This window comes from Methanomassiliicoccaceae archaeon DOK, from assembly GCA_009911715.1.
Classification (GTDB): domain Archaea; phylum Thermoplasmatota; class Thermoplasmata; order Methanomassiliicoccales; family Methanomethylophilaceae; genus Methanoprimaticola.
The window spans coordinates 1,272,666-1,293,323 of record CP047880.1 but is presented as its reverse complement, the minus strand read 5'-3'; the positions used below and the strand labels follow the sequence as shown (position 1 = coordinate 1,293,323).

24 protein-coding genes are annotated in these 20,658 nt (G+C 58.6%); 3 read left to right on the top strand and 21 right to left on the bottom strand.

Going from position 1 to position 20,658, the window contains the following annotated elements:
* Positions 1–115 precede the first annotated feature (115 nt).
* From JS82_06590 to JS82_06575, 4 genes are read right to left on the bottom strand one after another with little or no spacing between them, the layout of a single operon-like run.
* Complete coding sequence (locus JS82_06590; protein QHK17789.1) at positions 116–892, bottom strand: ATP-binding cassette domain-containing protein; 777 nt, start codon at positions 890–892, stop codon at positions 116–118.
* Positions 893–896: 4 nt separating this feature from the next.
* Positions 897–1,967, bottom strand: a complete 1,071-nt coding sequence (locus JS82_06585; GenBank protein ID QHK17788.1) for an iron chelate uptake ABC transporter family permease subunit — start codon at positions 1,965–1,967, stop codon at positions 897–899.
* Positions 1,964–2,683, bottom strand: coding sequence for a methyltransferase domain-containing protein (locus JS82_06580; GenBank protein ID QHK17787.1), 720 nt, complete (start codon positions 2,681–2,683; stop codon positions 1,964–1,966). The genes JS82_06585 and JS82_06580 overlap by 4 nt, the downstream gene beginning before the upstream one ends.
* Positions 2,684–2,723: 40 nt before the next feature.
* Positions 2,724–4,070 (bottom strand): ABC transporter substrate-binding protein, encoded by a 1,347-nt coding sequence (locus JS82_06575; protein ID QHK17786.1) that lies wholly within the window; start codon positions 4,068–4,070, stop codon positions 2,724–2,726.
* A 378-nt stretch (positions 4,071–4,448) separates the two neighbouring features.
* Between JS82_06575 and JS82_06570 the strand changes: the two genes are divergently transcribed.
* A complete protein-coding gene (locus JS82_06570) occupies positions 4,449–5,453 on the top strand; it encodes a metalloregulator ArsR/SmtB family transcription factor (GenBank protein ID QHK17785.1) in 1,005 nt (334 codons plus the stop codon).
* Positions 5,454–5,525: 72 nt separating this feature from the next.
* Here JS82_06570 and JS82_06565 read toward each other — a convergent pair whose 3' ends face one another.
* The 7 genes from JS82_06565 to JS82_06535 all read right to left on the bottom strand — a co-directional run bounded on the left by JS82_06565 (position 5,526) and on the right by JS82_06535 (position 10,039).
* Positions 5,526–5,927, bottom strand: a complete 402-nt coding sequence (locus tag JS82_06565; protein ID QHK17784.1) for a transcriptional regulator — start codon at positions 5,925–5,927, stop codon at positions 5,526–5,528.
* 86 nt (positions 5,928–6,013) lie between these two features.
* Positions 6,014–6,727 (bottom strand): 1-(5-phosphoribosyl)-5-[(5-phosphoribosylamino)methylideneamino] imidazole-4-carboxamide isomerase, encoded by a 714-nt coding sequence (locus JS82_06560; protein ID QHK17783.1) that lies wholly within the window; start codon positions 6,725–6,727, stop codon positions 6,014–6,016.
* On the bottom strand, positions 6,724–7,320 hold the full coding sequence (hisH, locus tag JS82_06555) for an imidazole glycerol phosphate synthase subunit HisH (GenBank protein QHK18423.1): 597 nt from the start codon (positions 7,318–7,320) through the stop codon (positions 6,724–6,726). The genes JS82_06560 and hisH overlap by 4 nt, the downstream gene beginning before the upstream one ends.
* Entirely contained in the window at positions 7,317–8,378 is a 1,062-nt protein-coding gene (gene hisC, locus JS82_06550) for a histidinol-phosphate transaminase (GenBank protein ID QHK17782.1), read from the bottom strand. The genes hisH and hisC overlap by 4 nt, the downstream gene beginning before the upstream one ends.
* Position 8,379: 1 nt before the next feature.
* Positions 8,380–9,243 carry an ATP phosphoribosyltransferase gene (locus JS82_06545; GenBank protein QHK17781.1) on the bottom strand — a complete coding sequence of 288 codons (864 nt, stop codon included), beginning with the start codon at positions 9,241–9,243 and terminating at the stop codon, positions 8,380–8,382.
* Between the two features lie 104 nt (positions 9,244–9,347).
* On the bottom strand, positions 9,348–9,710 hold the full coding sequence (locus tag JS82_06540) for a QacE family quaternary ammonium compound efflux SMR transporter (protein ID QHK17780.1): 363 nt from the start codon (positions 9,708–9,710) through the stop codon (positions 9,348–9,350).
* A complete protein-coding gene (locus tag JS82_06535) occupies positions 9,707–10,039 on the bottom strand; it encodes a QacE family quaternary ammonium compound efflux SMR transporter (protein QHK17779.1) in 333 nt (110 codons plus the stop codon). The genes JS82_06540 and JS82_06535 overlap by 4 nt, the downstream gene beginning before the upstream one ends.
* 61 nt (positions 10,040–10,100) lie before the next feature.
* Here JS82_06535 and JS82_06530 point away from each other — a divergent pair, with 61 nt between their 5' ends.
* The gene (locus JS82_06530) at positions 10,101–10,640 is read left to right on the top strand and encodes a hypothetical protein (protein QHK17778.1); all 540 of its coding nucleotides are present in this window, start codon (positions 10,101–10,103) and stop codon (positions 10,638–10,640) included.
* Between the two features lie 48 nt (positions 10,641–10,688).
* Here JS82_06530 and JS82_06525 read toward each other — a convergent pair whose 3' ends face one another.
* From JS82_06525 to JS82_06495, 7 genes are all read right to left on the bottom strand, one after another.
* Entirely contained in the window at positions 10,689–11,483 is a 795-nt protein-coding gene (locus JS82_06525; protein QHK17777.1) for a sirohydrochlorin cobaltochelatase, read from the bottom strand.
* 114 nt (positions 11,484–11,597) lie between these two features.
* The gene (gene asd, locus JS82_06520) at positions 11,598–12,662 is read right to left on the bottom strand and encodes an aspartate-semialdehyde dehydrogenase (GenBank protein QHK17776.1); all 1,065 of its coding nucleotides are present in this window, start codon (positions 12,660–12,662) and stop codon (positions 11,598–11,600) included.
* Between the two features lie 78 nt (positions 12,663–12,740).
* Complete coding sequence (locus JS82_06515) at positions 12,741–13,850, bottom strand: hypothetical protein (GenBank protein QHK17775.1); 1,110 nt, start codon at positions 13,848–13,850, stop codon at positions 12,741–12,743.
* The gene (locus JS82_06510) at positions 13,847–14,404 is read right to left on the bottom strand and encodes a DUF4365 domain-containing protein (protein QHK17774.1); all 558 of its coding nucleotides are present in this window, start codon (positions 14,402–14,404) and stop codon (positions 13,847–13,849) included. The genes JS82_06515 and JS82_06510 overlap by 4 nt, the downstream gene beginning before the upstream one ends.
* A 67-nt stretch (positions 14,405–14,471) precedes the next feature.
* Positions 14,472–15,224 (bottom strand): nickel pincer cofactor biosynthesis protein LarB, encoded by a 753-nt coding sequence (larB, locus tag JS82_06505; GenBank protein ID QHK17773.1) that lies wholly within the window; start codon positions 15,222–15,224, stop codon positions 14,472–14,474.
* Positions 15,224–16,006: an ATP-dependent sacrificial sulfur transferase LarE gene (gene larE, locus JS82_06500; GenBank protein ID QHK17772.1), complete on the bottom strand. Its 783-nt coding sequence runs from the start codon at positions 16,004–16,006 to the stop codon at positions 15,224–15,226. The genes larB and larE overlap by 1 nt, the downstream gene beginning before the upstream one ends.
* A gap of 57 nt (positions 16,007–16,063) precedes the next feature.
* Positions 16,064–16,336, bottom strand: a complete 273-nt coding sequence (locus JS82_06495) for a chorismate mutase (GenBank protein QHK17771.1) — start codon at positions 16,334–16,336, stop codon at positions 16,064–16,066.
* A 133-nt stretch (positions 16,337–16,469) separates the two neighbouring features.
* Here JS82_06495 and JS82_06490 point away from each other — a divergent pair, with 133 nt between their 5' ends.
* Positions 16,470–16,961: a regulator of amino acid metabolism, contains ACT domain protein gene (locus tag JS82_06490; protein ID QHK17770.1), complete on the top strand. Its 492-nt coding sequence runs from the start codon at positions 16,470–16,472 to the stop codon at positions 16,959–16,961.
* 84 nt (positions 16,962–17,045) lie between these two features.
* On the opposite strand, the gene JS82_06485 is transcribed toward JS82_06490, so the two are convergent.
* Genes JS82_06485 through pylC form a run of 3 tightly spaced genes read right to left on the bottom strand, consistent with a single transcriptional unit; the run spans position 17,046 to position 20,642 of the window.
* On the bottom strand, positions 17,046–18,683 hold the full coding sequence (locus JS82_06485; GenBank protein QHK17769.1) for a methylamine methyltransferase corrinoid protein reductive activase: 1,638 nt from the start codon (positions 18,681–18,683) through the stop codon (positions 17,046–17,048).
* A 4-nt stretch (positions 18,684–18,687) separates the two neighbouring features.
* Positions 18,688–19,497, bottom strand: a complete 810-nt coding sequence (gene pylD / locus JS82_06480) for a 3-methylornithyl-N6-L-lysine dehydrogenase PylD (GenBank protein QHK17768.1) — start codon at positions 19,495–19,497, stop codon at positions 18,688–18,690.
* Entirely contained in the window at positions 19,497–20,642 is a 1,146-nt protein-coding gene (pylC, locus tag JS82_06475; protein QHK17767.1) for a 3-methylornithine--L-lysine ligase PylC, read from the bottom strand. Before pylC ends, pylD begins: the two co-directional genes overlap by 1 nt.
* Between the last annotated feature and the right edge of the window lie 16 nt (positions 20,643–20,658).

Here is a 20,658-nt window from a genome sequence, read left to right as displayed (position 1 = left end):
CGAAGAAGGTACGTGCACTTATGAGGACGATGCCGTCTGAGAGTACAACATGTTTTACGTTCCCGTCTAGAGAAACGGTTTGGGCGGGGTCTCCCCCGTCTGGAAAAGGTTTTCATCATTCCGGATAGGCATCGTTCAGTATCACATGCGGGCGTCCGTCTTTCTCTATTATGTCCGCATCAACTCCGTAGACGATATGCAGGTTCTCCTTCGTCAGAACCTCCGAAGGTGTTCCCACAGCATAGATCTCCCCATCATGGAGCATGATGATCCTATCCGCGAACTTGGCGGTGATGTTGATGTCGTGACTAATCATGATCACCGTCATGCCCTTGTCACGAGGCAGGCGGCTGAGAACCTTCGTCACCTCTATCTGATGTCTGATGTCAAGATTTGAGGTCGGTTCATCCAGGAGGACTACGGAAGGTTCTCTAACCAGTCCGCGGGCTAGCATGACCTTCTGATGCTGCCCTGCGGACAGCTCGTCGAAGTTACGCATCGCCAGATGCTCAATGCCCATGAGTTTCAGTGCATCGTGTACCTTCTGCAGGTCATCAGAAGTGGTTCCGAACTTGTAGTCGTTCTGGAGGCCGACCATGACTGTATCCACCACAGTCAGAGGGAAGGCGTCCTCAGTGGCGTTGGGGACATACCCCATGTTGCGGGCCAATTCTTTCAGCTTGATTCCAGTGATGTCCTTCCCATCGATGAGGACCGTCCCTCCGGTGGGTTTCAGGATCTTGTTCATACAGTGGATCAATGTTGATTTCCCTACCCCATTCGGTCCCATGATGCAGATGAACTCCGGTTTGTTGAACTCGAAGTCTATGCCTTTCAGCACCATGACATCCGAGTCGTATCCGAACTCCACTCCTTTCAGTTGAATGTCCATCCTATCACCACATGGATTTTCTTTGCTTGATTAGCAGATACAGGAACAGCGGACATCCGATGAATGCCGTTATCACCCCTACAGGCAGGAACGTGGGTGCGATGATCATCCTGGAAATCAGATCGGCTATCATCAGCAGCACTGCTCCGAATGCTGCGGATGCAGGTATTAGGTATCTGTTGTCGGATCCGATGAATATCCTGACGATGTGGGGGGCGACCAATCCGACGAATCCGATGATTCCGGTGAAGCACACGACAGATGCTGCCATCAGGGAGATGACGATCAGCAGGAGTATCCTCAGTTTGTGAGCGTTCAGGCCCAGTGCCGTGGCGTTCTTGTCTCCTGTGATCAGTATGTTCAGCTTCTTCGACACCGCCATCAGTATTATCGTGCCCACGATCGTGAATGCGGTGATGACGTAGAACGATTCCCAGGTGGCTCCACTCAGATCACCGATGGACCATTGGAATACCGCGGACAGGCTTGCATCCGAGGCTCTCAGTTGTACTATCGTCGTGCAGGCATTGAACAGATACATCACGGCGATTCCCGCAAGGATCATGGTCGCTGCGGACGTGTTCTTCAGAGAGGACACCAGGATTATGACGGCCGCAGGAATGAGGGCGAAGACGAAGGCTGTGACAACCATCCCTGCCGTACCTCCCAGGTCTGCGATGCTGAACCCCATGACGATGGCCAGTGTAGCACCGAACGAAGCTCCTGAGGATATTCCCGTGGTGTATGGGTCAGCCAACGGATTCTTCATCATACTCTGCATTGCCGCGCCGGCCACTCCCAGTGATATTCCAGCCACCAGTCCTGTAGCTATGCGGGGCAGGCGGTTGGTGAAGACTATCCAATCGATGGTCGTGTCCAATTTGCTGGGGTCGACGAAATGGTACCAGATGTCCCTGTAGACATCCAATGTCGAGATTCCGGAGGATCCGATCGTTGCTGCATAGCCCAACACAAGAAACATCGCCAGTACGCATCCCAGGATGAAGACGATCTTGCGGTAGACGTACCTGTGGTACTCGGTTTCCATATCGGAGGATGTTTCTTCTGGATTCATCGCATCACCTTTCTGGCGATTATGGCGAATGACGATGGCGGAGAACATCCATCATCGGAGTGTTTGAGGAATCTCACCTCCACCGATGAGCACTCGTGCATCTTGCCTAGGACGCTCACATCCCACGCTGGGCGTTCGACGGAGCTGAGTGGCAGGTCCTTCGCCAGACGTTCGATGATTGAGAAATCCACCTCTCCCCTGTTGAAGCGACTGTGACAGTCCTGGTCATGGGTATGATGTCCGGACGTTTCCTTGTCCATCAGGTAGAAGTTCCCGTCAAGGATGCCCGCAGAACCGCCGGGCTTCAATACCCTGAAGATCTCAGAATACGCATCCTCTGGACGTGTGAGGTTCCACAGAACGTTCCTGCTTACCACGTGGTCGAACGTGTCGTCTGGAAAGCTCATCTTCTGTGCGTCCATTACAACGAAGCGTGCATCGGAGTTGTATTTCGAAGCGTTTGTGCGAGCTTTTTCGATCATGTCTTCGGAGAAATCGATTCCCGTGACATGTACTCTGGATCTTGCTAGGGCGAGAGCAAAATACCCTGGTCCGCATCCCACATCCAGGATGCTGTCTCCGGCAGCTACACCCATCGATTCCAGGAGTTCGAGGGTTTTTTCCGACTCTCCTGTTGAAATCTCGTAGATAACAGATTCCGAGAAACCTCTGCTCCGGAGATCCCAATACTTCCTGATATTCTCTGTCAGTTCCATCGGATCACTGGAAATCCGGGGAGGGCCGAAGCCCGTCCCCTCAGTTGTAGTAGTTCAGCACCTCATTCAAGCTGTAGTAGCTGAGTCCCTCGAAGTCCTCGATGGAGAACTCGGGGTGGTACTTCTCAAGATACTCGGTGAAAAGGGCGTCGACATCGAAATCGAACAGGTCCGGATACAGCAGATTGGCCATGTAGGCTATCGGAATGTAGCTGGCAGGACCCATGAACATTCCCTGATCGAAGATGTATACGTTGCCTTCCTTGTACGCGTTGGTCTGTTCGATCAGACTGAAGTACATTCCGTCGGAGTTCGTGAGCATGTCGTAGACGTAGTCCTTGGTGGTCTCGAGACTGTCATACTCCTCCAGGAATCCGTAGTAGACGCTGAATACGATGAAGTCGGGATTCATGCTGATGATTCCCTCTCCGTCGATGTTCGTTCCGGCCTGATATCCTCCGATGTCGAGGACCGTTTTTCCTCCAGCAGCGGTGACGAACTCATGAACGCCGTTGTGCATCGTGGAGATCTTGGTCCCATTGTATGAGGCGTAGACCAGGGGTCTGTCCGCAAGGGGGACGTTCGACAGGGTGTCCTCTATCGTCTCAAGAACGCTGTCTGCAGTCTCTGCGTAATCGTATGCGGCATCCTCGCAGCCGAGGAGATATCCGAGGGTGATGATGCCCGAGACTGTTACGTTGTCCTCCCAGAACGGGAGGCGAACAACATCGATACCGAGGGGCGCAAGGGTGGTCTCCATATCGGCATCGAACCATGCCCTGGTGCCAGTGATGACACAGTTGGGTTTCTCGTTTCCTTCCTTTACAAACACTTCGTAGTCGGGATCGAACCTGCTTCCGATTCCCTGGGCATCGCTGAATGCGGTGTACCATTTGCTGTAGGCTCCGTTGTCTGAGACCTGGTTGCAGGCGTAGAGGCACTTGTCTTCTGCCCCGAGGATGAGAACGGCCTCGTAGTTGCTCTTGTATCCGATCGCCATCGTGTCGAGAGGGTATGTGCATGAACTGGCAACTCCGTCGACATCGTAGAAGTGGATCTGCATCCCCACTTCCCTGTCAACCATGCGCTGGATGATGTCAAGGTCGGTTTCATCAACAACCCCGTCACAGTTGGCGTCTGCGAGAGTTCTCTGAACGGTCGCTCCGCCATAGGAAAGCTTGCAGTCGAAGTAGACGGGTTCGACTTCACCGGAAATTATGGATTCAACAGCCTCCACATCCCTCTGATCGATGTAGTCATCGTTGTTTGCGTTTCCGAATATTGTGAGACGGCCATCGATATTGTCGCTAAGGCCGTAGTTGGGATCGTTGTTGGATGATCCGCCGCCGAATGCCAGGTACACGCTGACTCCTGCGATAATAATCACGAGGACCACCGCAATGGCACCAATTTGCTTTGTATTCATATTCATCACCATGGCTAGATAATCTGCCACAATGTTGGATGTATATACCAACATAACATCATTCTTCATTCAAATTATTTAAAGTAAATAGCCAATTATCAGTAATGATTGAAAATTAGTTCAAATGAATGGCTGATTAGTGGTTATATTTGACGAGATTGCAGTACAGGTAAATATTGGATTAATCATCCAATTCATGAAGTGAACGAAGAGCATAATCATGGAACTGAACTCCAGAGCCGTGTAATCGGATTCTGGGATTTGCGCGCTCCCGGATACAGTCTGGCCACCCGGATTTCGTTAAATTCGGAGAAACGGATTGTAGAGACTCTAGGTCATGTGATAGACCTGAACAACAGTATGAGAGTCGTAGATATGGGTACAGGCGCTGGGTTGATGGCAATTTGGCTCACACAGATGGGTCATGATGTGACGGCCTTGGACTTGTCTAAAAGGATGATAGACCTTGCAGAGAGAAACGCACGTGAACTCGGTCTCTCCATAGACTATCGGATAATGGATGCTCAAAATCCCGAGTTGCCCGAAGCGTCCTATGATCTTGTAGTTGCCCGGAGTGTATTGTGGTGCCTTGAGGATCCGGTAGGTGCTTATGAAAGATGGTTGAAATTGTTGAAACCCGGCGGACACATGGCGATCCTTGATGGTAATTACTATCTGGATCTTTTCGATGAAGACTATCGTCGCAGGAAGCAGTATCTCGACCTTAAGAACGGTGTTGACAACAACCTACATGCCAAGACGAATGTCGGCGGGGTGGATCTGAACATCATCAGGAAGTTGGCATATGAGCTGCCTCTGACCCGTGAGAGAAGACCGACATGGGACGTGTCCACATTGTTGGGCCTGGGAATGACAGATATCCATGTGTTGTCACTGGATTCTTACTCCTATTCCGTTCTCACGGAGAACGGCTTCATGAAGCTCCCCAGTAATTTCATCATCAGTGCACAGAAGCCCTATGACGATGCGAGTCCCTATGATCAGGAGATATGCCGCAAGCCCATCGATGATTCCATGTTGGAAAAGGTTGCCCGGAGAGTGGAGAATGTGGGCACCGGAGGATTGCAAACCCTGAAAGCGATGGCAGACGCCAAGAGGATGGAGATCATAATAGCACTGATGAGCGGGAGGATGAGCGTCAGTCAGATTTCCGTCACTGTCGGTGCCTCGTCATCACTGGTGTCTCACAATCTGAAGATCATGAAAGAAGCAGGGATAGTAGAATCCACCAAAGAAGGAAAGGAAGTCAAGTACAGCCTAGTAAACCCGTATGTTATCAGGTCGATCCTCGAGATGTGCAACCGTATCGAAGGGGTCTCGTAAGGTCGAATCGAACATCTTCAGGTATGATGTGGCGACAATACCTATCGTCGTCATCCAGAGTGTATTTTTCTCTCAGAGTCCCTCGGGGATGGTGATGGTGGTCCTGGGGCACTCCATGCACACCCCGAGCTCGCCGCTGTAGCCCTCGTAGACGTACAGGGCCTTGAGCAGCCCGCTGCTCTTGACGAAGGAGCAGATCTCGCACAGGGCCTCGGTGAGGTCCTTGCCGTCGGCGACCATGTCGGCGGTGTCGGAGATCATGTTGTAGAAGTCCTCGCGGTAGGCGCTCTTGTCGATGAGGTTGTTCCCGCCTCTGAGCCCCTTGATGTACTGGGACACGGCGGCGCTGGTGACGCCGAAGAGGTTCGCCACCTGCACCTGGGTCATTCCGTGGTTGTGGACCAGCTCCTTGGCCAGCGCTCCCCTGGCGGTGGGGAGGATGTGGGTGACGATCAGCTCGCAGGGCATCTTCATGAGCCGAGGATTGGATTACATGAGTTAAATGTAACGCCGTTAGGAAAACCGAAAAATGGTCGGTAAGGTGTTTGCGGCGGAGTGGCTCACGCCATCCAGGGCGTGTCCCACTCCCACGGCTTGATGACCTCGGTGTAGAGTGCCAGACCCACGACCGCGCCCACGGCCCCCGCGTCTGCGAGGATGTCCGCGTCAATCCTGGAGGTCACGCCCCCGGACGAGATCACGTCGCACGGGCACCTGGAGATGAAGTCCCTGGCCTGCCTCTCGTCGATGCCCTTCTTCTGGCCCTCGACGTCCACGTTGGTGTTGAGCACTCCGGCGAGGGGGAGGTCCCTGATGATGTCGAACATCTCCCCGACTGTCATCTGCGCGGATTCCTGCCATCCCTTGATGGCGATGCGCCCGGCCTTGGTGTCCAGTCCCAGGACGATCCTCCCGGGGTGCCTGTCGGCCATCTCCGCCAGCCACTCCGGCTCCTTGACGGCCTTGGTCCCCACGACCACGCGGTCCGCGCCTGCGGATATGAGGTCGTCGATGGTCTCGGCGGACCTGATGCCGCCCCCCACCTGTGCAGGGACGCCGGCGTCCCTTATGATCCTCTTGAAGACGGGGATGTTGTTCTCCTTCCCGAACGCTCCGTCCAGGTCGACGAGGTGCAGGTACCTGGCACCCTTGTCGACCCACATCTCGGCCACGTCCGCGGGGTTGGGCATCACGATCTGCTGGCTGCCGGGGACTCCCCCGACCAGCTGCACCACCTGGTGGTCCAGCACGTCGACTGCGGGTATGACCATCACAGTACCGACTCCGCGAACGCTATGAAGTTCCTGAGGAACGCCATGCCGGACGAGCTGCTCTTCTCCGGGTGGAACTGCGTGCCGTACGTGTTGGCCTTCCTGAAGAACGTGGGTATCTCGGCGCCCTCGTACTCGGTGGTGCCGATGGTGATGTCCTCGGCGGGGTTCCCGCGGTACGAGTGTGCGAAGTAGAAGTTGTTGTCACCGACGTCTTCCATGAGGGGGTCGTCGGACACCACCTGGTTCCATCCCATGTGCGGGACGACCCTCCCGGTGAGCGGGACCACGTCGCCGTCGAACACGCCTAGGCCGGGGGTGGTGCCCTCGGCGCTGGAACCGAACATGATCTGCATGCCGATGCATATGCCCAGCGCGGGGGTGCCGGAGAGCAGCCTCTCCCTGATGTCCTCCCTGTAGGGCTGCAGCTTCTCCATCGTCTTGTCGAAAGCCCCCACGCCGGGGAACACGACGCACTCGGCGTCGAGGACGTCCCTCATGTCCCTGACGGTGACCACCTCCGCGCCGCAGTTCTCGAGGGACCTGCGGATGGAGTAGAGGTTGCCGACGCCGTAGTCGGTCAGCGTGATCCTCAGCGGCATTCGTCGATCACCTCTGCCGTCTTCTCCAGGAGCAGCCTGTTGAGCTCCTCGGTGCCCACGGTGGGCCTGACGCAGTTCTCGGTCCTGCGCTTGGACCCGAAGTCGCGTATGAGCACGCCCTTCTTCTTGAGGCCCTCGACGAGGGCGGTGTGGTCGATGGGGGACCTGGCGAGGATGAAGTTGGAGTCGGACGGGAACGGCTCGAATCCGAGCTTCCTGAGCCCCGCCTCGAGCTTGGGCCTCTGCTCGGTCACCATCTGGACGCTCCTCCTGACGAAGTCCTGGTCTTTCAGCGCGGCGACCGCGGCCCCCTCGCTGATGGCGTTCAGGGAGTAGGGGATCTTGACGCTCATCATCATGTCGGTGAGCTTTCTGTTGGCGACCATGTACCCGACGCGCAGCGCCGCCATGGCGTAGACCTTGGAGAACGTCCTGGTGACGACTAGGTTGTCGAACTCGGTCGCCCTCTTGATGAACCCGTCGGTGCCTGTGTACTCGGTGTAGGCCTCGTCCATGACGACGATGCCGTCGAACCTGGATATGAGCTCCTCCAGGTCCTTGGTCCTGAAGCAGTTGCCGGTGGGGTTGTTGGGCGAGGGCACGATGGTGACCTTGGCGTTCTCCTGCTTCACCATGGAGTCGACGTCGAGCTGGTAGTCCTCCGTGAGGTCCACGGGGATCGCCCTGCCGCCGTTCATCCTGACGAAGTAGTCGTATAGCGAGTAGGAGGGGACGGGAACGACGCTGTTGTCCCCCCAGTTGGTGAACGTCTTGAAGATGACGTCAATCATCTCGTCGGACCCGTTGCCGGCGATGATGCAGTCCGGGTCGACGCCGTAGAGCTTCCCCAGCGCCGCGCGCAGGTCCCTGGAGTAGGTGTCCGGGTATCCGTTCAGGTCCCAGGTGTGGGTCCTGAGGTACTCGGCGGCGGCAGGGTTGGAGCCGAGGACGTTCGTGTTGGTGTCGAGCCTGACCTCTCCGTGGAGCATGGGGCTGTAGTACGTCTGGAAGTCCCTGGTGGTCTCCCTCATTATGCTCCTGTCGGGCTCCATCTCAGTTCACCAGCCTCTCGATCGGGGTGGTCAGGATGCCCTTGGCGCCGATCTTCTTGAGCTCGGCGATGACGTGGAACGTCTGGTCGGAGTCTATGACTGCGTGGACTGCCATGAAGCCGCTGTTGCCCGCGATGTCGAGGATGGTGGGTCCGCCGATCCCGGGGATGATGCGCTCGACGTCGGAGAGCCTGTCCCTGGGCACGTCGGCCATGATGTACCTCTTGTTCTCGGCGTCGATGACGCTCTGGATGGAGCTGGCGATCTCCTCGATCTGCTCCCCGTACTTCTCCATGGACTGCTTGGACGTGAAGACCGCGGCCTGGGAGTCGAGGATCCTGCCGGCCTCGATCATCCTGTTCATCTTGAGCGTGGAGCCGGTGGAGACGAGGTCGACGATGTAGTCGGAGATGCCGAGGTAGGGCATGATCTCCGCCGCGCCGGTGACCACGATGACGCTGACGTCCTTGCCGAGGGACTCGAAGTAGCGCCTGGCGATGTTGGGGTAGGATGTGGCGATCCTGCTGCCATCCTTGATCTCGGACGCGTCCTTGATCCCGGAGGCCTCCGGGACGGCGACGGCCATGTGGCAGTATCCGAACCTGAGCTCCAGCACCTGCTCGATCTGCGCCCCGGCCTCGGCGACCTGGTCCTGTCCGGTGATCCCGATGTCGATGGCACCGGTGGCGACGAACTCCGGGATGTCCTGGGCCCTGAGGAACAGGACCTCGATGTCCTGGTTCCTCGCCTTGACGTACAGTCTGCGTCCGACGTCCTCTCCGAGGTCGATGCCCGCCTTGGCGAGCAGCTCGATGGTCCTCTCGTTCAAGCGTCCTTTGTTGGGTACTCCGAATTTAAGCGTCATTTGGCTCCTCTGGAGTTTCCCTATAATCGCGACGTAGATAAGGTTTCAGTCGCGCCCGCACATCGCGCACGTGAGGGCAGGGCGGACGGCGACCGTTGCGGGCGTCACTCGCGCTTGTCGTCCCCGGGTTCCGGGGACTCGCCCTCGGTGACCAGGTTCAGGCCGAGGATGCCTATGATGATCACGACGAGGAAGGCCCATCCGAGGATGTTCAGCATCTCGTTGAAGACCACGAGACCCACGATGATCGATCCGACGGCGCCGATGCCCACCCAGACGGCGTAGCACGGTCCCATGGGCAGACCCTCCTTCAGCCCTTTGTTGAGGAAGTGGACGCTGTACACGATCAGAATCAGCGTGATTATGGTCCAGGGGATGTTGGTGAAGCTCTCGGACATCTTCATGCCAGTGGCCCATCCTGTCTCGAACACGCCTCCGACGAGGATCCACAGCCAGTTGTGGTTCACAGGACCACCTCCGAGGACATCTCGAGGCCTATGACCCCTGCGATGATGAGGAACACGAACAGGATCTTCAGGCGGTCCAGTTTGTCGTGGTACATGACCACGCCGGTGGCCAGGGTCATGACGGCGCCTATGCCGGTCCAGATGGAGTAGGCCACGCCCACCGACATCGTCTCCATGGCGAAGGCGAGACAGCACGGGCTGAGGAACATGAACACAATGGCGACCACGGCCCACAGCCTGTTGCGGGTGTCGTTGTACTTCTTCAGACCGATGACCCAGACGGGTTCGAGAAACCCTCCGAAGATCACCCATAGGATAGCCGGATCCATCTTATCAGGACAGGCTAATCCATCCTCGAACATAAATATTGTCTGGGAGGTTACATCCATCATGGAAGTCCAGGAGGTACTTGACGGACTGATGAGGGAGAGGGGCGCCGTACGCGCCGAGGTCATGCCGGAGGACCTGTGCAGGATGATCCTCGAGGAGGAGGCCACCGTCACGGGCGCGATGGGCAGCATGCCCGTGAGGAACTCGGGTCTGGACGAGTGCCTGAGGAGGAACACCGTGATCTGTGTGTTCGAGGACGAGACGTTCTGGACCCCCGACGAGGTCACGATGCACATGGTCGGGGAGGACGGCAGGATCGTCGGTCACGACATCCCGAAGTCCCAGATCCTCGAGTACTCGAAGCGCCACGACGTGATGTTCATCTCCGAGGACTTCGTGATGTACCCGGAGATACCGCTCGAGGGGACCCCCACCATGGACATGCTGGCCGTCCCCTACCGCGGGAGCACGGGCTGGATCCCGGAGGAGACGGGATGCGTCATATGGTTCCCGTCGCCGACCAGCAACACAATCATCCACAGGTACTTCGGTCAGCCCCTCGGGGAGCTGGCCACAGCCATGGTCGCTCTGGACCTCTGAGAAAGGTTGAGATGCGGGGTCGCCCCCGCTTTTTTCATCGGGTCGGGGTCAGATCTTGGAGACCGCGTCCCTGATGTGGTCCATGAAGAGCTCCCTGAACTCGGGGTACTCACCCATGCCCCTGACGATGCAGCGGACCTCGTAGCCGTGGGACTCTAGCACGGACTTCAGCGAGTCGTCCTCGTCGCCCGCCATGTCGTTGTTGGCGTGGTCTCCTGCGACGACCATCAGCGGGAACAGCACGGCCTTCTTCTTCCCGCAGCCCTCCATCAGACGGATGGTGTCGTCGAACTCCGGGTACCCTTCGACGGTGGTGACGAAGACATCGTCGTGTCCGGCGAGCCAGAGCTTGATCTGGAGCTGGCTGTACGTCGCGTTGGCGTAGTGCTCGGATCCGTGCCCCATCAGGACGAGCGCCTCTTCGTCGGCGATCTCCTTCAGTAGGGACCCCTCCAGGGCCTCCACGAGCTCGTCGTAGTCCTCGGAGGTGGTCAGCAGGGGCTTGCCCATCCTGAGCACGGGGATGTTCCCGCAGTGGTCGGCCACGATCCTGACGACGTCGTCGTACTCGGTGCCGTTCATGATGTGCGTGGGTTGCACCACGACCTGTCCGTAGCCCTCAGACACGAGCCTCTCCATGGCATCGGAGATGTAGTCGATCCTCTCGCCGTCGCGCTCCAGGATCTTCTTGATGATCATCCTGCTGGTGAACGCACGGCGTATGTCCCAGCCGGGGAACTCCTCGGCGGCCTGGCGCTCTATGGCCTCTATGGTCTTGGCGCGGTTCTCGTTGTAGCTCGTACCGAAGCTGGTCACGACTATGGCTCTCTTGCAGTCTGCCATTGATATCTGTTGGACATAACATCCAACACAATTAAAGGTGACGAGCGTTGGATGCGTCGAACGATGGGAGAAGGAAGGGGTTTGGAGTGGTTTGGCGGGCGGTTGAGCCCGATGTCAGAGGATGCCCTTGGCCTTGGCGAGCTCGGCGTTGAGGACGGATCCCCCTGCCCCTCCGCGGAGGGTGTTGTGGCTCATGGCGAAGGCCTTGTAGTACCCGTTGCTCTGTCTGAGCCTGCCGACGGTGACGGCCATGCCTCTCGCGCGGGCGGGCCTTCCTGCCATGGCGTCGAAGACGGGCTGGGGCCTGTTCTCCTCCTTCCTGACGATGATGGGCTGGACAGGTGCCGAGGGGAGCCCGAGCTTCTGGGGCTCTCCGCGGAAGTCCACGAGGCACCTCTCGAGCTCCTCGAGGGTGGGCTGCTGCTCCATGTCCAGGACGAGGGACTCGAGGTGGCCGTCCACCACGGGGACCCTGGCGCAGTTGGCCATGACCTTGAACTTGGCGAACTCGAACTCGCCCCTGGCGTAGGTTCCGAGCATCTTGGCGAGCTCGGACTCCATCTTCTCCTCCTCGTGGCTGATGAACGGGACCACGTTGCCGACGGCGTCCAGGGAGGGGACTCCGGGGTACCCGGCGCCGGACAGCGCCTGGTAGGTGGAGACGAAGACCTGCTTGAGCCCGAAGGCGTCGTCGATGGCCTTGAGGGGCGCGGCGATTCCAGTGGAGGAGCAGTTGGCGTTGGTGACGATGTACCCGCCGGTGCTGTTGTAAGTGGGCTGGTCCTTCACCGCCTCGAACTGGTCGGGGTTGACCTCCGGGATGAGGATGGGCACGTGGGGGTCCATCCTGTGGCTTCCGGCGTTGGTGAACACGGCGACGCCGGCCTCGGCGAGCTGGGACTCGGTGGGTCCGGCGAGGTCCGAGGGGATGCCGCTGAACGCGATCCTGCAGTTCTTGGCGATCTTGGAGATGTCCATGGTCTCGATCCTCCTGTCCATGGTGTCGTTCAGGTACTCGTGGTCCCTGACCTTCAGGACGTCCCCGAGCCTCTTGCCCTGGGACCTCTCCGAGGCGTAAAGCCCCTCGATCTCGAAATACGGATGGTCCTCCAGCATCTGGATGAACCTCTGCCCAATCATCCCCGTCGCTCCGAGGACTGCTACGCTGATCTTGCTCATTTCGGGATTCCCCCAATGAGGACGGGGAATCTCGGGCAGGCATTAATAGATAGCGCGCGGACCGGGTCTGCCATATGTTCAGATTAGAACTTTGAACGACTTGATGTCGACGATGCGCTTGTATCTTCCGCCCGTCAATGTTCCGGACACCTGCACGTTGCTGCGCGATTTCGCCGCATCGTATGCCTTGTCCAGGTCTTCACCGCTCAGGGAGAATGTTGCCTTTGCCAGTCCCCCCTCCTTGTCGATGAACGCTATGGTGATTTCCGCTGGTTCTTCGTTGACCGCTTCACGGGGATCTTTGAATTTCGTGATCCTCCCTATGAAATCCTGCTCCAGGGTCATCTCTCTGGGGCGCATGTTATTCTCTATGGCGGATATCCTCGGGAATATGGTTTTGGACAGAGTGTAGCTCTTTGGGAGCGGGTCCTTTTTCCCTAGGGTCCTAATCCTGCGGATGTCCATGTAGGCGTTTTCGAAACTCAAATCCATTACAGAACTGACGAAGTTGTGGGAGATGTTCAGTTCCGGATCCAGTTCTGTTCTATTTCTCTCCGCGGCTTCGATGATTTCGCCCAGAGACGACTCGATCTTGTCGCACAATCTGCACAGATTGATGTTGTCTGGAATGATGTGTCCTTCCAGGTCTGTACCTATCTGTCCCGTTCCCTCCATTATCGGATATATGAACTGGACGACATAACTTCCAGGGATAGTGGGTCCGATGCGGATGCCCTCGAGCTCCTTCCTTCCTTTCCATGAAGATGAAGAGTATGACGGCTTGAACTCGCACAGGTCTCTGAATGCGAAGTTGTTGATATCGTTTCCAGTCTCGATTATGCTCATCATGTCGGGGATGGGGATGAGTCCGATCTCTCCGTTCTCTGGGTTGTAGTGATATTCCACACAGTCGGACGATGACGATATAGTCATGCCGGTGATGACACGTTGCACCGAGACGTTATCCGATTCAGAGACAGTGCTGACGATTTCTTCCACTCTGTAAGCGTAATCCGTGTAGTCCCTGCTGTTCGGGACAGTCACTACATCGTTAGTTCTGGGATTTATGAAGACGTCGTGGAAGTTTGTCCTGTGGTCCAGCTCCCATCCGCACGATGTCAGATACAGTCTGATCTTCTGAGGGCTAATCTGCTTGAGAACATCGTAAGAGTAGCCGTCGATCCTCATTGCATCATCTCCAACTGGCTGAACAGTGCGTGATGTAACCATTGTTCAGTGACTTTGTTCGTGGTAGGTATTCTTATTTTTACCTCGCTGTCACCTACCATCGCTTCAGAGGAGGATACATCACACCATATCATTGTACCGCTTGAAATAAGATCCTCGTCGGTTACGACCACCCATCTTTCTACCTCTATAGGCAGGACTAGTATCATAAGAAGCCATGGGGTGGTTCTCGGAGAGCACATAATGTTGTAAAGGTCTTTCTTCAGACTGAAGACGATTGATTCGTTCAGATCATCAAACCTGGGGACCGATGTCCCCTTCAATTGAACGTCGATACGAAGGGGACTCTTTCTTGTTCCGTTCGGTGGAAGTTCGATGGTGGCGTCTACTCCAGCGTTGTCCATCGGGCGAGTCTTACGTTCTAAGGTAGCACCCAGGAATGCACAAATCGTTGACAGGTATGTGAAACACAGTTCTTCCTTGATTTGGTTGTATCTCCAGTCGTTGTGATTGTAAGGCTGTTCCAGACATCCGCAGTATACAGATTCACTCACCAAATACCAACCCTCTTTCGTTTCGATTTCGATTGCAAATAAGTATCGAAACGACAGTATTTAGTATTTAGTCCAGGCCGATGTGGTTGATCATGCTAGCCAGGTATCCGGCTCCGAACCCGTTGTCGATGTTGACCACGGAGACCCCGCTGGCGCAGGAGTTCAGCATGGTGAGCAATGCGGACAGCCCCCCGAACGAGGCGCCGTACCCGACGCTGGTGGGTACCGCGATGACGGGGCAGTCGGCCATTCCGCCCACGACGCTGGCGAGCGCTCCCTCCATCCCCGCCACGGCGACTATGACTCTGGAGGTCATGATGTCGTCGGAATGGGCCAGGAGCCTGTGTATGCCTGAGACCCCGGCGTCGAAGACGCGGACCACGTTGTTTCCGAGGGCCTCGGCTGTCTGCGCGGCCTCCTCGGCCACGGGGATGTCGCTGGTGCCGGCGGTCATCACCGTTATCTTGCCGATGTGCTCGTCCGTCAGCCTTCCGGCCACGCCGATGCGGCTGACGGGGTCGTACCTGAGGTCTATGGAACGGGAGACGACATCCGCCGCCTCGGCAGATATCCTCGTTATGAGCACGGACGCCTCGCCGCGCTCCAGCATCCTCTCTGCGATGGAAGCTATCTGCTCGGGCGTCTTGCCCGCCCCGAAGATGACCTCCGGGACGCCCTGCCTCAGTCCGCGGTGGAGGTCCACCTTCGCGAACCCCATGTCCTCGAACGGCTGCTGCTTGAGCTTGAGAACAGCATCGTCGACGGAGATCCTGCCGTCGGCGACCTCCTGCAGAACCTCCCTAACCCCGTGTCCGTCCATCAGTCATCCCTCACCTTGTCGTCGATGGTCACATCGTCGAAGTACGGTGCGACGGCCTCCTTTATCTCATCCGCCCTCGCACGGGCGTCCGCAATCTGCGACTTGGTGAACTGGACCTTCGCCGACCTGCCGTCCGTGCGGACCCTGATCCCGGAGAACCCCAGCGCTGCGACGGCGTCCTCGGAGGCGGCGACCCTGCCAATGAGGTCGGGCGTTATCCTCACACCTGTTTCGATCCTCGTCGCCAGGCACGAGTTGGACTGCTTGTTCCAGGTCTCGAGCCTGTCCATGCGCGAGATCCTGCGGATGGCGCTCTTGGACAGGTCGGAGTCCCTCAGGGGCGACCTAATGCCGAGCTCGCGGAGGGCCCTGACGCCGGGTCTGTCGTCGACGGGGTCGGAGGCGTTGGTCCCGTCCGCGACCACGTCGCATCCGTTCTCCCTGGCGACCTCGATCACCCTCTCGAACATAGCCCTCTTGCAGTGGTAGCATCTGTCCGGGCCGTTGCTGACGACGCTCTCGTCGGAGTAGAGATCTATGTCGACGACCTCCATCCTTATCCCGCGTCTCCGGCAGAACTCCTCGGCATCCCTCTGCTCGGAATCCCTGATGAACGGCGTCTTTATGAAAACCGGCAGCGCGTCGGCCCTCTCGGATGCGGCCACATGGACAAGATAGGATGAGTCCACTCCGCCGGAGAACCCGATGGCGACGCGATGGTTGTCCTTGAAAAAAGCCTCTAGGCTCGATTTGCTGGGCACTGCCACACCGATGCACAGCATCGTTTAATAGTATGCCCCAGGCTGGAGCACACATCCATATGTAGAATACGGAGGGCGTCACTCGAAGATCTGCTTCTGCCTCTCCTTGGAGATGTGGAGTATGACCTCGGCGATCTGCTTGGCCTCGGTCTCGGACAGGCTGACCTCCTCGCAGAGCTCGTGGTACCTCTGGATGACCTCCCTCTCCTTCTCCTCGTCCCAGTACTGCTGAGAACTCTTCTTCTTGGCTCTCGCGAGCTCGTCCGCGATCTCCATGCGGGTCGCGATGAGGTCGATGATCTGCTCGTCGATGACTTCGATCTGCTGTCTGAGTTCGTCAGTGTTCGGCACTGGTCACACCGATTGTTCGCATTCCTCACGTCTTTATATAGTTTGTCGGAAGGACGAGGTCGGAGCACAATTCTGCACAATGTAGGCTTTGATGAACAAATATGTTTATCAATGTTCCAAGATATGCCGAACCATGGAATTCCTCGGGGACTACTTCAAAGGATACCCGTCCCAGCAGAAGGTGGCAGGGAAGCTCCTCTCCTGCGGCATCAGGGTCGCGGACGGACACGCGTACTGCGGCGACATCGAACAGGGCGACTCGGCCATCGGGCGCGCATGCGGCGTCGACAGGAGGGTGGTCAGGTCCACGCTCGAACGTATATCCTCGACGCCGGAGCTCGACGCCATCTTCACGAAGGTCAGGCCGATGCTGTCGATGTCGGACATGGCCCCCGAGATAGGATGCTCCTCCATCGTCATAACCCCTACGGACTCCAAGCTCCCCGGAATCCTGGCGGACATCACGGAGGTCCTCTACAGGGCGAACGTCTCTGTCAGGCAGGCCGTCGTCGACGACTCCGGCAACGGGGCGGTGCTCCAGGTCGTGGTGTACGGGAGGATCCCGCCGGAGGCGATCCCCGAGCTCAGGTCGTGCCGCGGGGTCTCCAGCGTTCTGATCAAGTGAAATTCTCTCACAAACTCAGAATAATTATTAACCAGCGGACCGGCCCCGGGAAGGGGCGGGCCCGCCTTCTGTTTCACGGGGATCTCAGGCGTCCAGGGTCTTGAGCTCGGACGTGTGGATGACGCTCTTGGGGCAGGCCGCCTCGCATCTCCTGCACGCGGTTCCGGCGCAGCGGTCGGACTCGATGTTGGCCCTGTACTGGGACACTCCCTCGGGGACGATGGTCAGGGCCTGCTCGGGACAGGCCTTCATGCACTTCTTGCATCCGATGCACCCGTCCAGGACTCCGGTGAGGACTGTTCCGGACTTGATGATGTGGACCTTGCACTTCTCGGTGTCCGGCAGGTCCCTCACCGCCAGGCGGGTGACCTTCACGTCCTTCGCGTCGGGCATGTCGGGGAGGTGGGGCAGGTTGTACAGGTCGAGCATGTTGTTGTACTCGGAGTACGGCATGCCTCCGCACCAGATGGAGTACTCGATGGAGTACAGGTCCTTGAACACGGGCGCGGTGGCGAACATGCAGTGGGTGGCCCTGAGCTTCTTGGCGAACTCCCTGAGGCTCTCGAGGGTGACCTCGCCGAAGATGAGCTTCCTGGCGAGTCCGATGGACGTGTTCCCGAACTGGACGATGTCCGTGGCGCCGGGGGTGACCATTCCGATCTGGAGGGCCTTCCTGGCGTCCACGTAGAGTCCGGACGCGCCGGACATGTACGCCTTCTTCACGTCGCTGACCCAGAGGCCGGAGTCGTCCAGCAGGGTGAGGAATCCGGCGCGGAGCGCGCCGATGGCCTTACCCGCCTCCTCCACGTCGTGGGAGGAGATGGTGATCCCGTCCTGCAGGTGCAGGAGCCCGTCCTCGGTCTGGATCTTCGGCGGGACGATGATGCCCTGCTTCAGTCCGTTGCAGAGGGCGGCGATCACTCCGGTACCGGTGATTCCAACAGCCTGTCCGTGCATGGGTCCCTCCTCGATGACCTCCCCGGTGACGGGGTCGATGAGGTCTCCCTCCACGGCGGCGATGGTGTCGTCCAGCACGTAGCATCTCCAGCCCCTGTCGGTTATCTCGACCTCGCTCAGGGCGCCGGGGGCGGCGAGCATTCCGCGCTCGATCTCCTGCCCCTCGAGGGCGGGACCGGCGGCAGCGGATCCGGTGTAGACGTTCCCGTCGCGGACAAGGGCCATCTCGGCGTTGGTTCCGTAGTCGACGACGATGCAGGGCTCCTTCTCGTCGAGGATGTCCGTCATGAGCATCATCGCGATGGCGTCCGCACCGATCTCGTGGGTGACCGCCGGCGGGATGTAGACCTTGGCGTTGGGCATTCCCTTGATGCCGAGAGAGGTGGCGTCTATGACGTCCCCGTCCCTGGGAGGGGAGACGACACCGAGCTCCTTCAGCATGTTCTTGCCCGCGTAGGCCAGGTCCCTGATCTCGATGTTCTGGAAGAGGGAGAGCTGGAAGGGGTTGCCGCAGACGGCGATCACCTCGACCTTGGACAGGTCGATGTTGAACTCCTTGAACAGGTTGTTGATGGCCCCGATCATCAGTCCGTTCGCCACGTCCTCGCCGGATTTGATGGCGAAGTTCACGTGGTCGATGACGTTCATGCCGGGGATGGGGTGGCGCTCCGTGATCGCGGTGGCCACTGTCTCTTTCGTGTCCAGGTCAATCGCCTGGGTGCGGAACCCGCTGGTTCCGAGGTCCAATGCTATTCCGTATCTCATTTCATCACTCCTTTTTGATCGAGTATCCTGCGCTGTTGACGGCCATGACCGCCGCGCCTATCTCCAGGGGGTCGTGGATGATGGCCTTGGCCCTGCTCCTGCCCACCTGGTCGAAGTAATGGGGGACACCGGGGCTGGAGAATATGGATCCCTCAGCGATGATCTCCCCCGGGATTATGAACGGTGCCGCGTTGAGCAGCAGCGTGTTCTCCGAGATCGCCTTGCTGACGTCGCGGAGCGGCTTGGCGCCGTACTGGCTCAGGCGCTCCGCCTTCTCGTACACGATGTCGGTAACGTACACGTCGGCGCCCATGTCCATGAGGAACCTGACGGCCCAGGATCCGACCATCCCGGCCCCGATGACGAGGACCTTCTTGCCCTCGAGCCCGCCGGCGGCGTTCTTCAGCGCCACCGCGTATCCCCTGGCGGTGCCCCAGGAGTTGTCGGTCTCCCTCATCTCCCTGACGTTGTACGCTATGAACATGTTGTCGTCGGCCATCATGATGATGTCCGCGCCCTCGCGCACCGCCTCGGTGAAGCCGTTGACGTCCGTGCCCTGGGTGACGTGGCTGTCCATCCCGAGCCTCTTGACGATGGCGTCGACCGACGCGGAGAATCCGCTGATGATGCCCAGGCCGGATGTGATGGGCACCACGGCCACCTTGAATCCGGAGAGGTCGGTGTCCTCCGGGAGGCCGGCGGCCTCCAGCGCGATGCCCTTGACCGTCTTTCCGGCGGCCTGCATTAGCCTGGTGTCCAGGTCGATCTTGTCTTCCGGGACGTCCTTGATCATGTCTGGTGTGAGCCTTGTCATCATATCACATCCGGAGCGCCGTCGATGAACGTGTCCACCTGGCACTCTTCGATAATCCTGTTTATGACGCTCTCGCGTCTGGCCTCGGCCTCCTCGGGGGTGTCGCCGGACACCATGAACGTGCCGTGCCAGTCCCTTTTGCCGGGCTCGTAGTCCGTGATGGAGTCGTCGCTGCCGAACAGGCCCCTCTCCATCCTTGGGTTCCTGACGTGTCCGAACTCCTTCTCGCCGCTTGTGCGGAGGACGCCGTCCTGCTGGTACAGGTGCCAGTATATGCCGGACCTGTCGCTGTTCCCCCTGCCCGTCTCCCTGCCAGTGCGGGACGCCACGAGCTCCTCGAGCAGGTTGATCCCGGTGCCCGTCCATATGGCGGCGGGCGTCTGACTCGGGATGCGCGCGTCTATCTCCAGGACGCGGAGCCCCTTCGGGGTGTCGATCGCCTCCACGTCCATGAGGGCGTTGAGGCCTATGGCCTCCGCGACGTCCCTGCCTATCCTGCCGAACAGCTCGTCCTCCTCGGGGCTGAGCAGGTCGGGGAAGCAGCGGACCATCTTGCAGTCGTAGTTGTGGTCCAGGACGACCTCGGTGGTCACGAAGGACCTGGCGGTCTCCCCGTTCCCTATGACCTCCACGGACATGCTGCGCCCGTGTACGAACTCCTGGATGACCGGATCGTCCCCGAGCCTCCTGACGGTCTCCAGGCCCCTGTCTATGTCCTGCTGGTTGAACGCCACCGACACGCCGATGCTCCCGCTCTGCGAGGACGGCTTGACTATCACCGGGAACCCGCACTCGGGCCACGGCTGCGGCAGCGGGACGCCGACCGAGGCCATGACGTCGTTGGATCTCCTCTTGGAGCAGGAGACGCCGTAGGACTTCAGGTCGAAAAGGAACGGCACGGACGTCCCCGACAGCGAGGAGTCGAGGGCCTCGAGCAGGTCCAGCTCCTCGCACGCGGGGATCACCGCGTCGCATGACTCGAAGATCCCTTTGGCCTCCGCGGGATCGTCCAGAGGGTTCAGGACATGGGGCTCGTCGCAGATCGAGAGCGCCGGTGCGGTCTCCTTCCTGTCGACGACGACGGTCTCAAAGCCCGCCTTCTTCCCCAGGAACGCGGCCTCCATCCCCTGGAGAGCACCGCCCACAATGCATAGTCTCGTC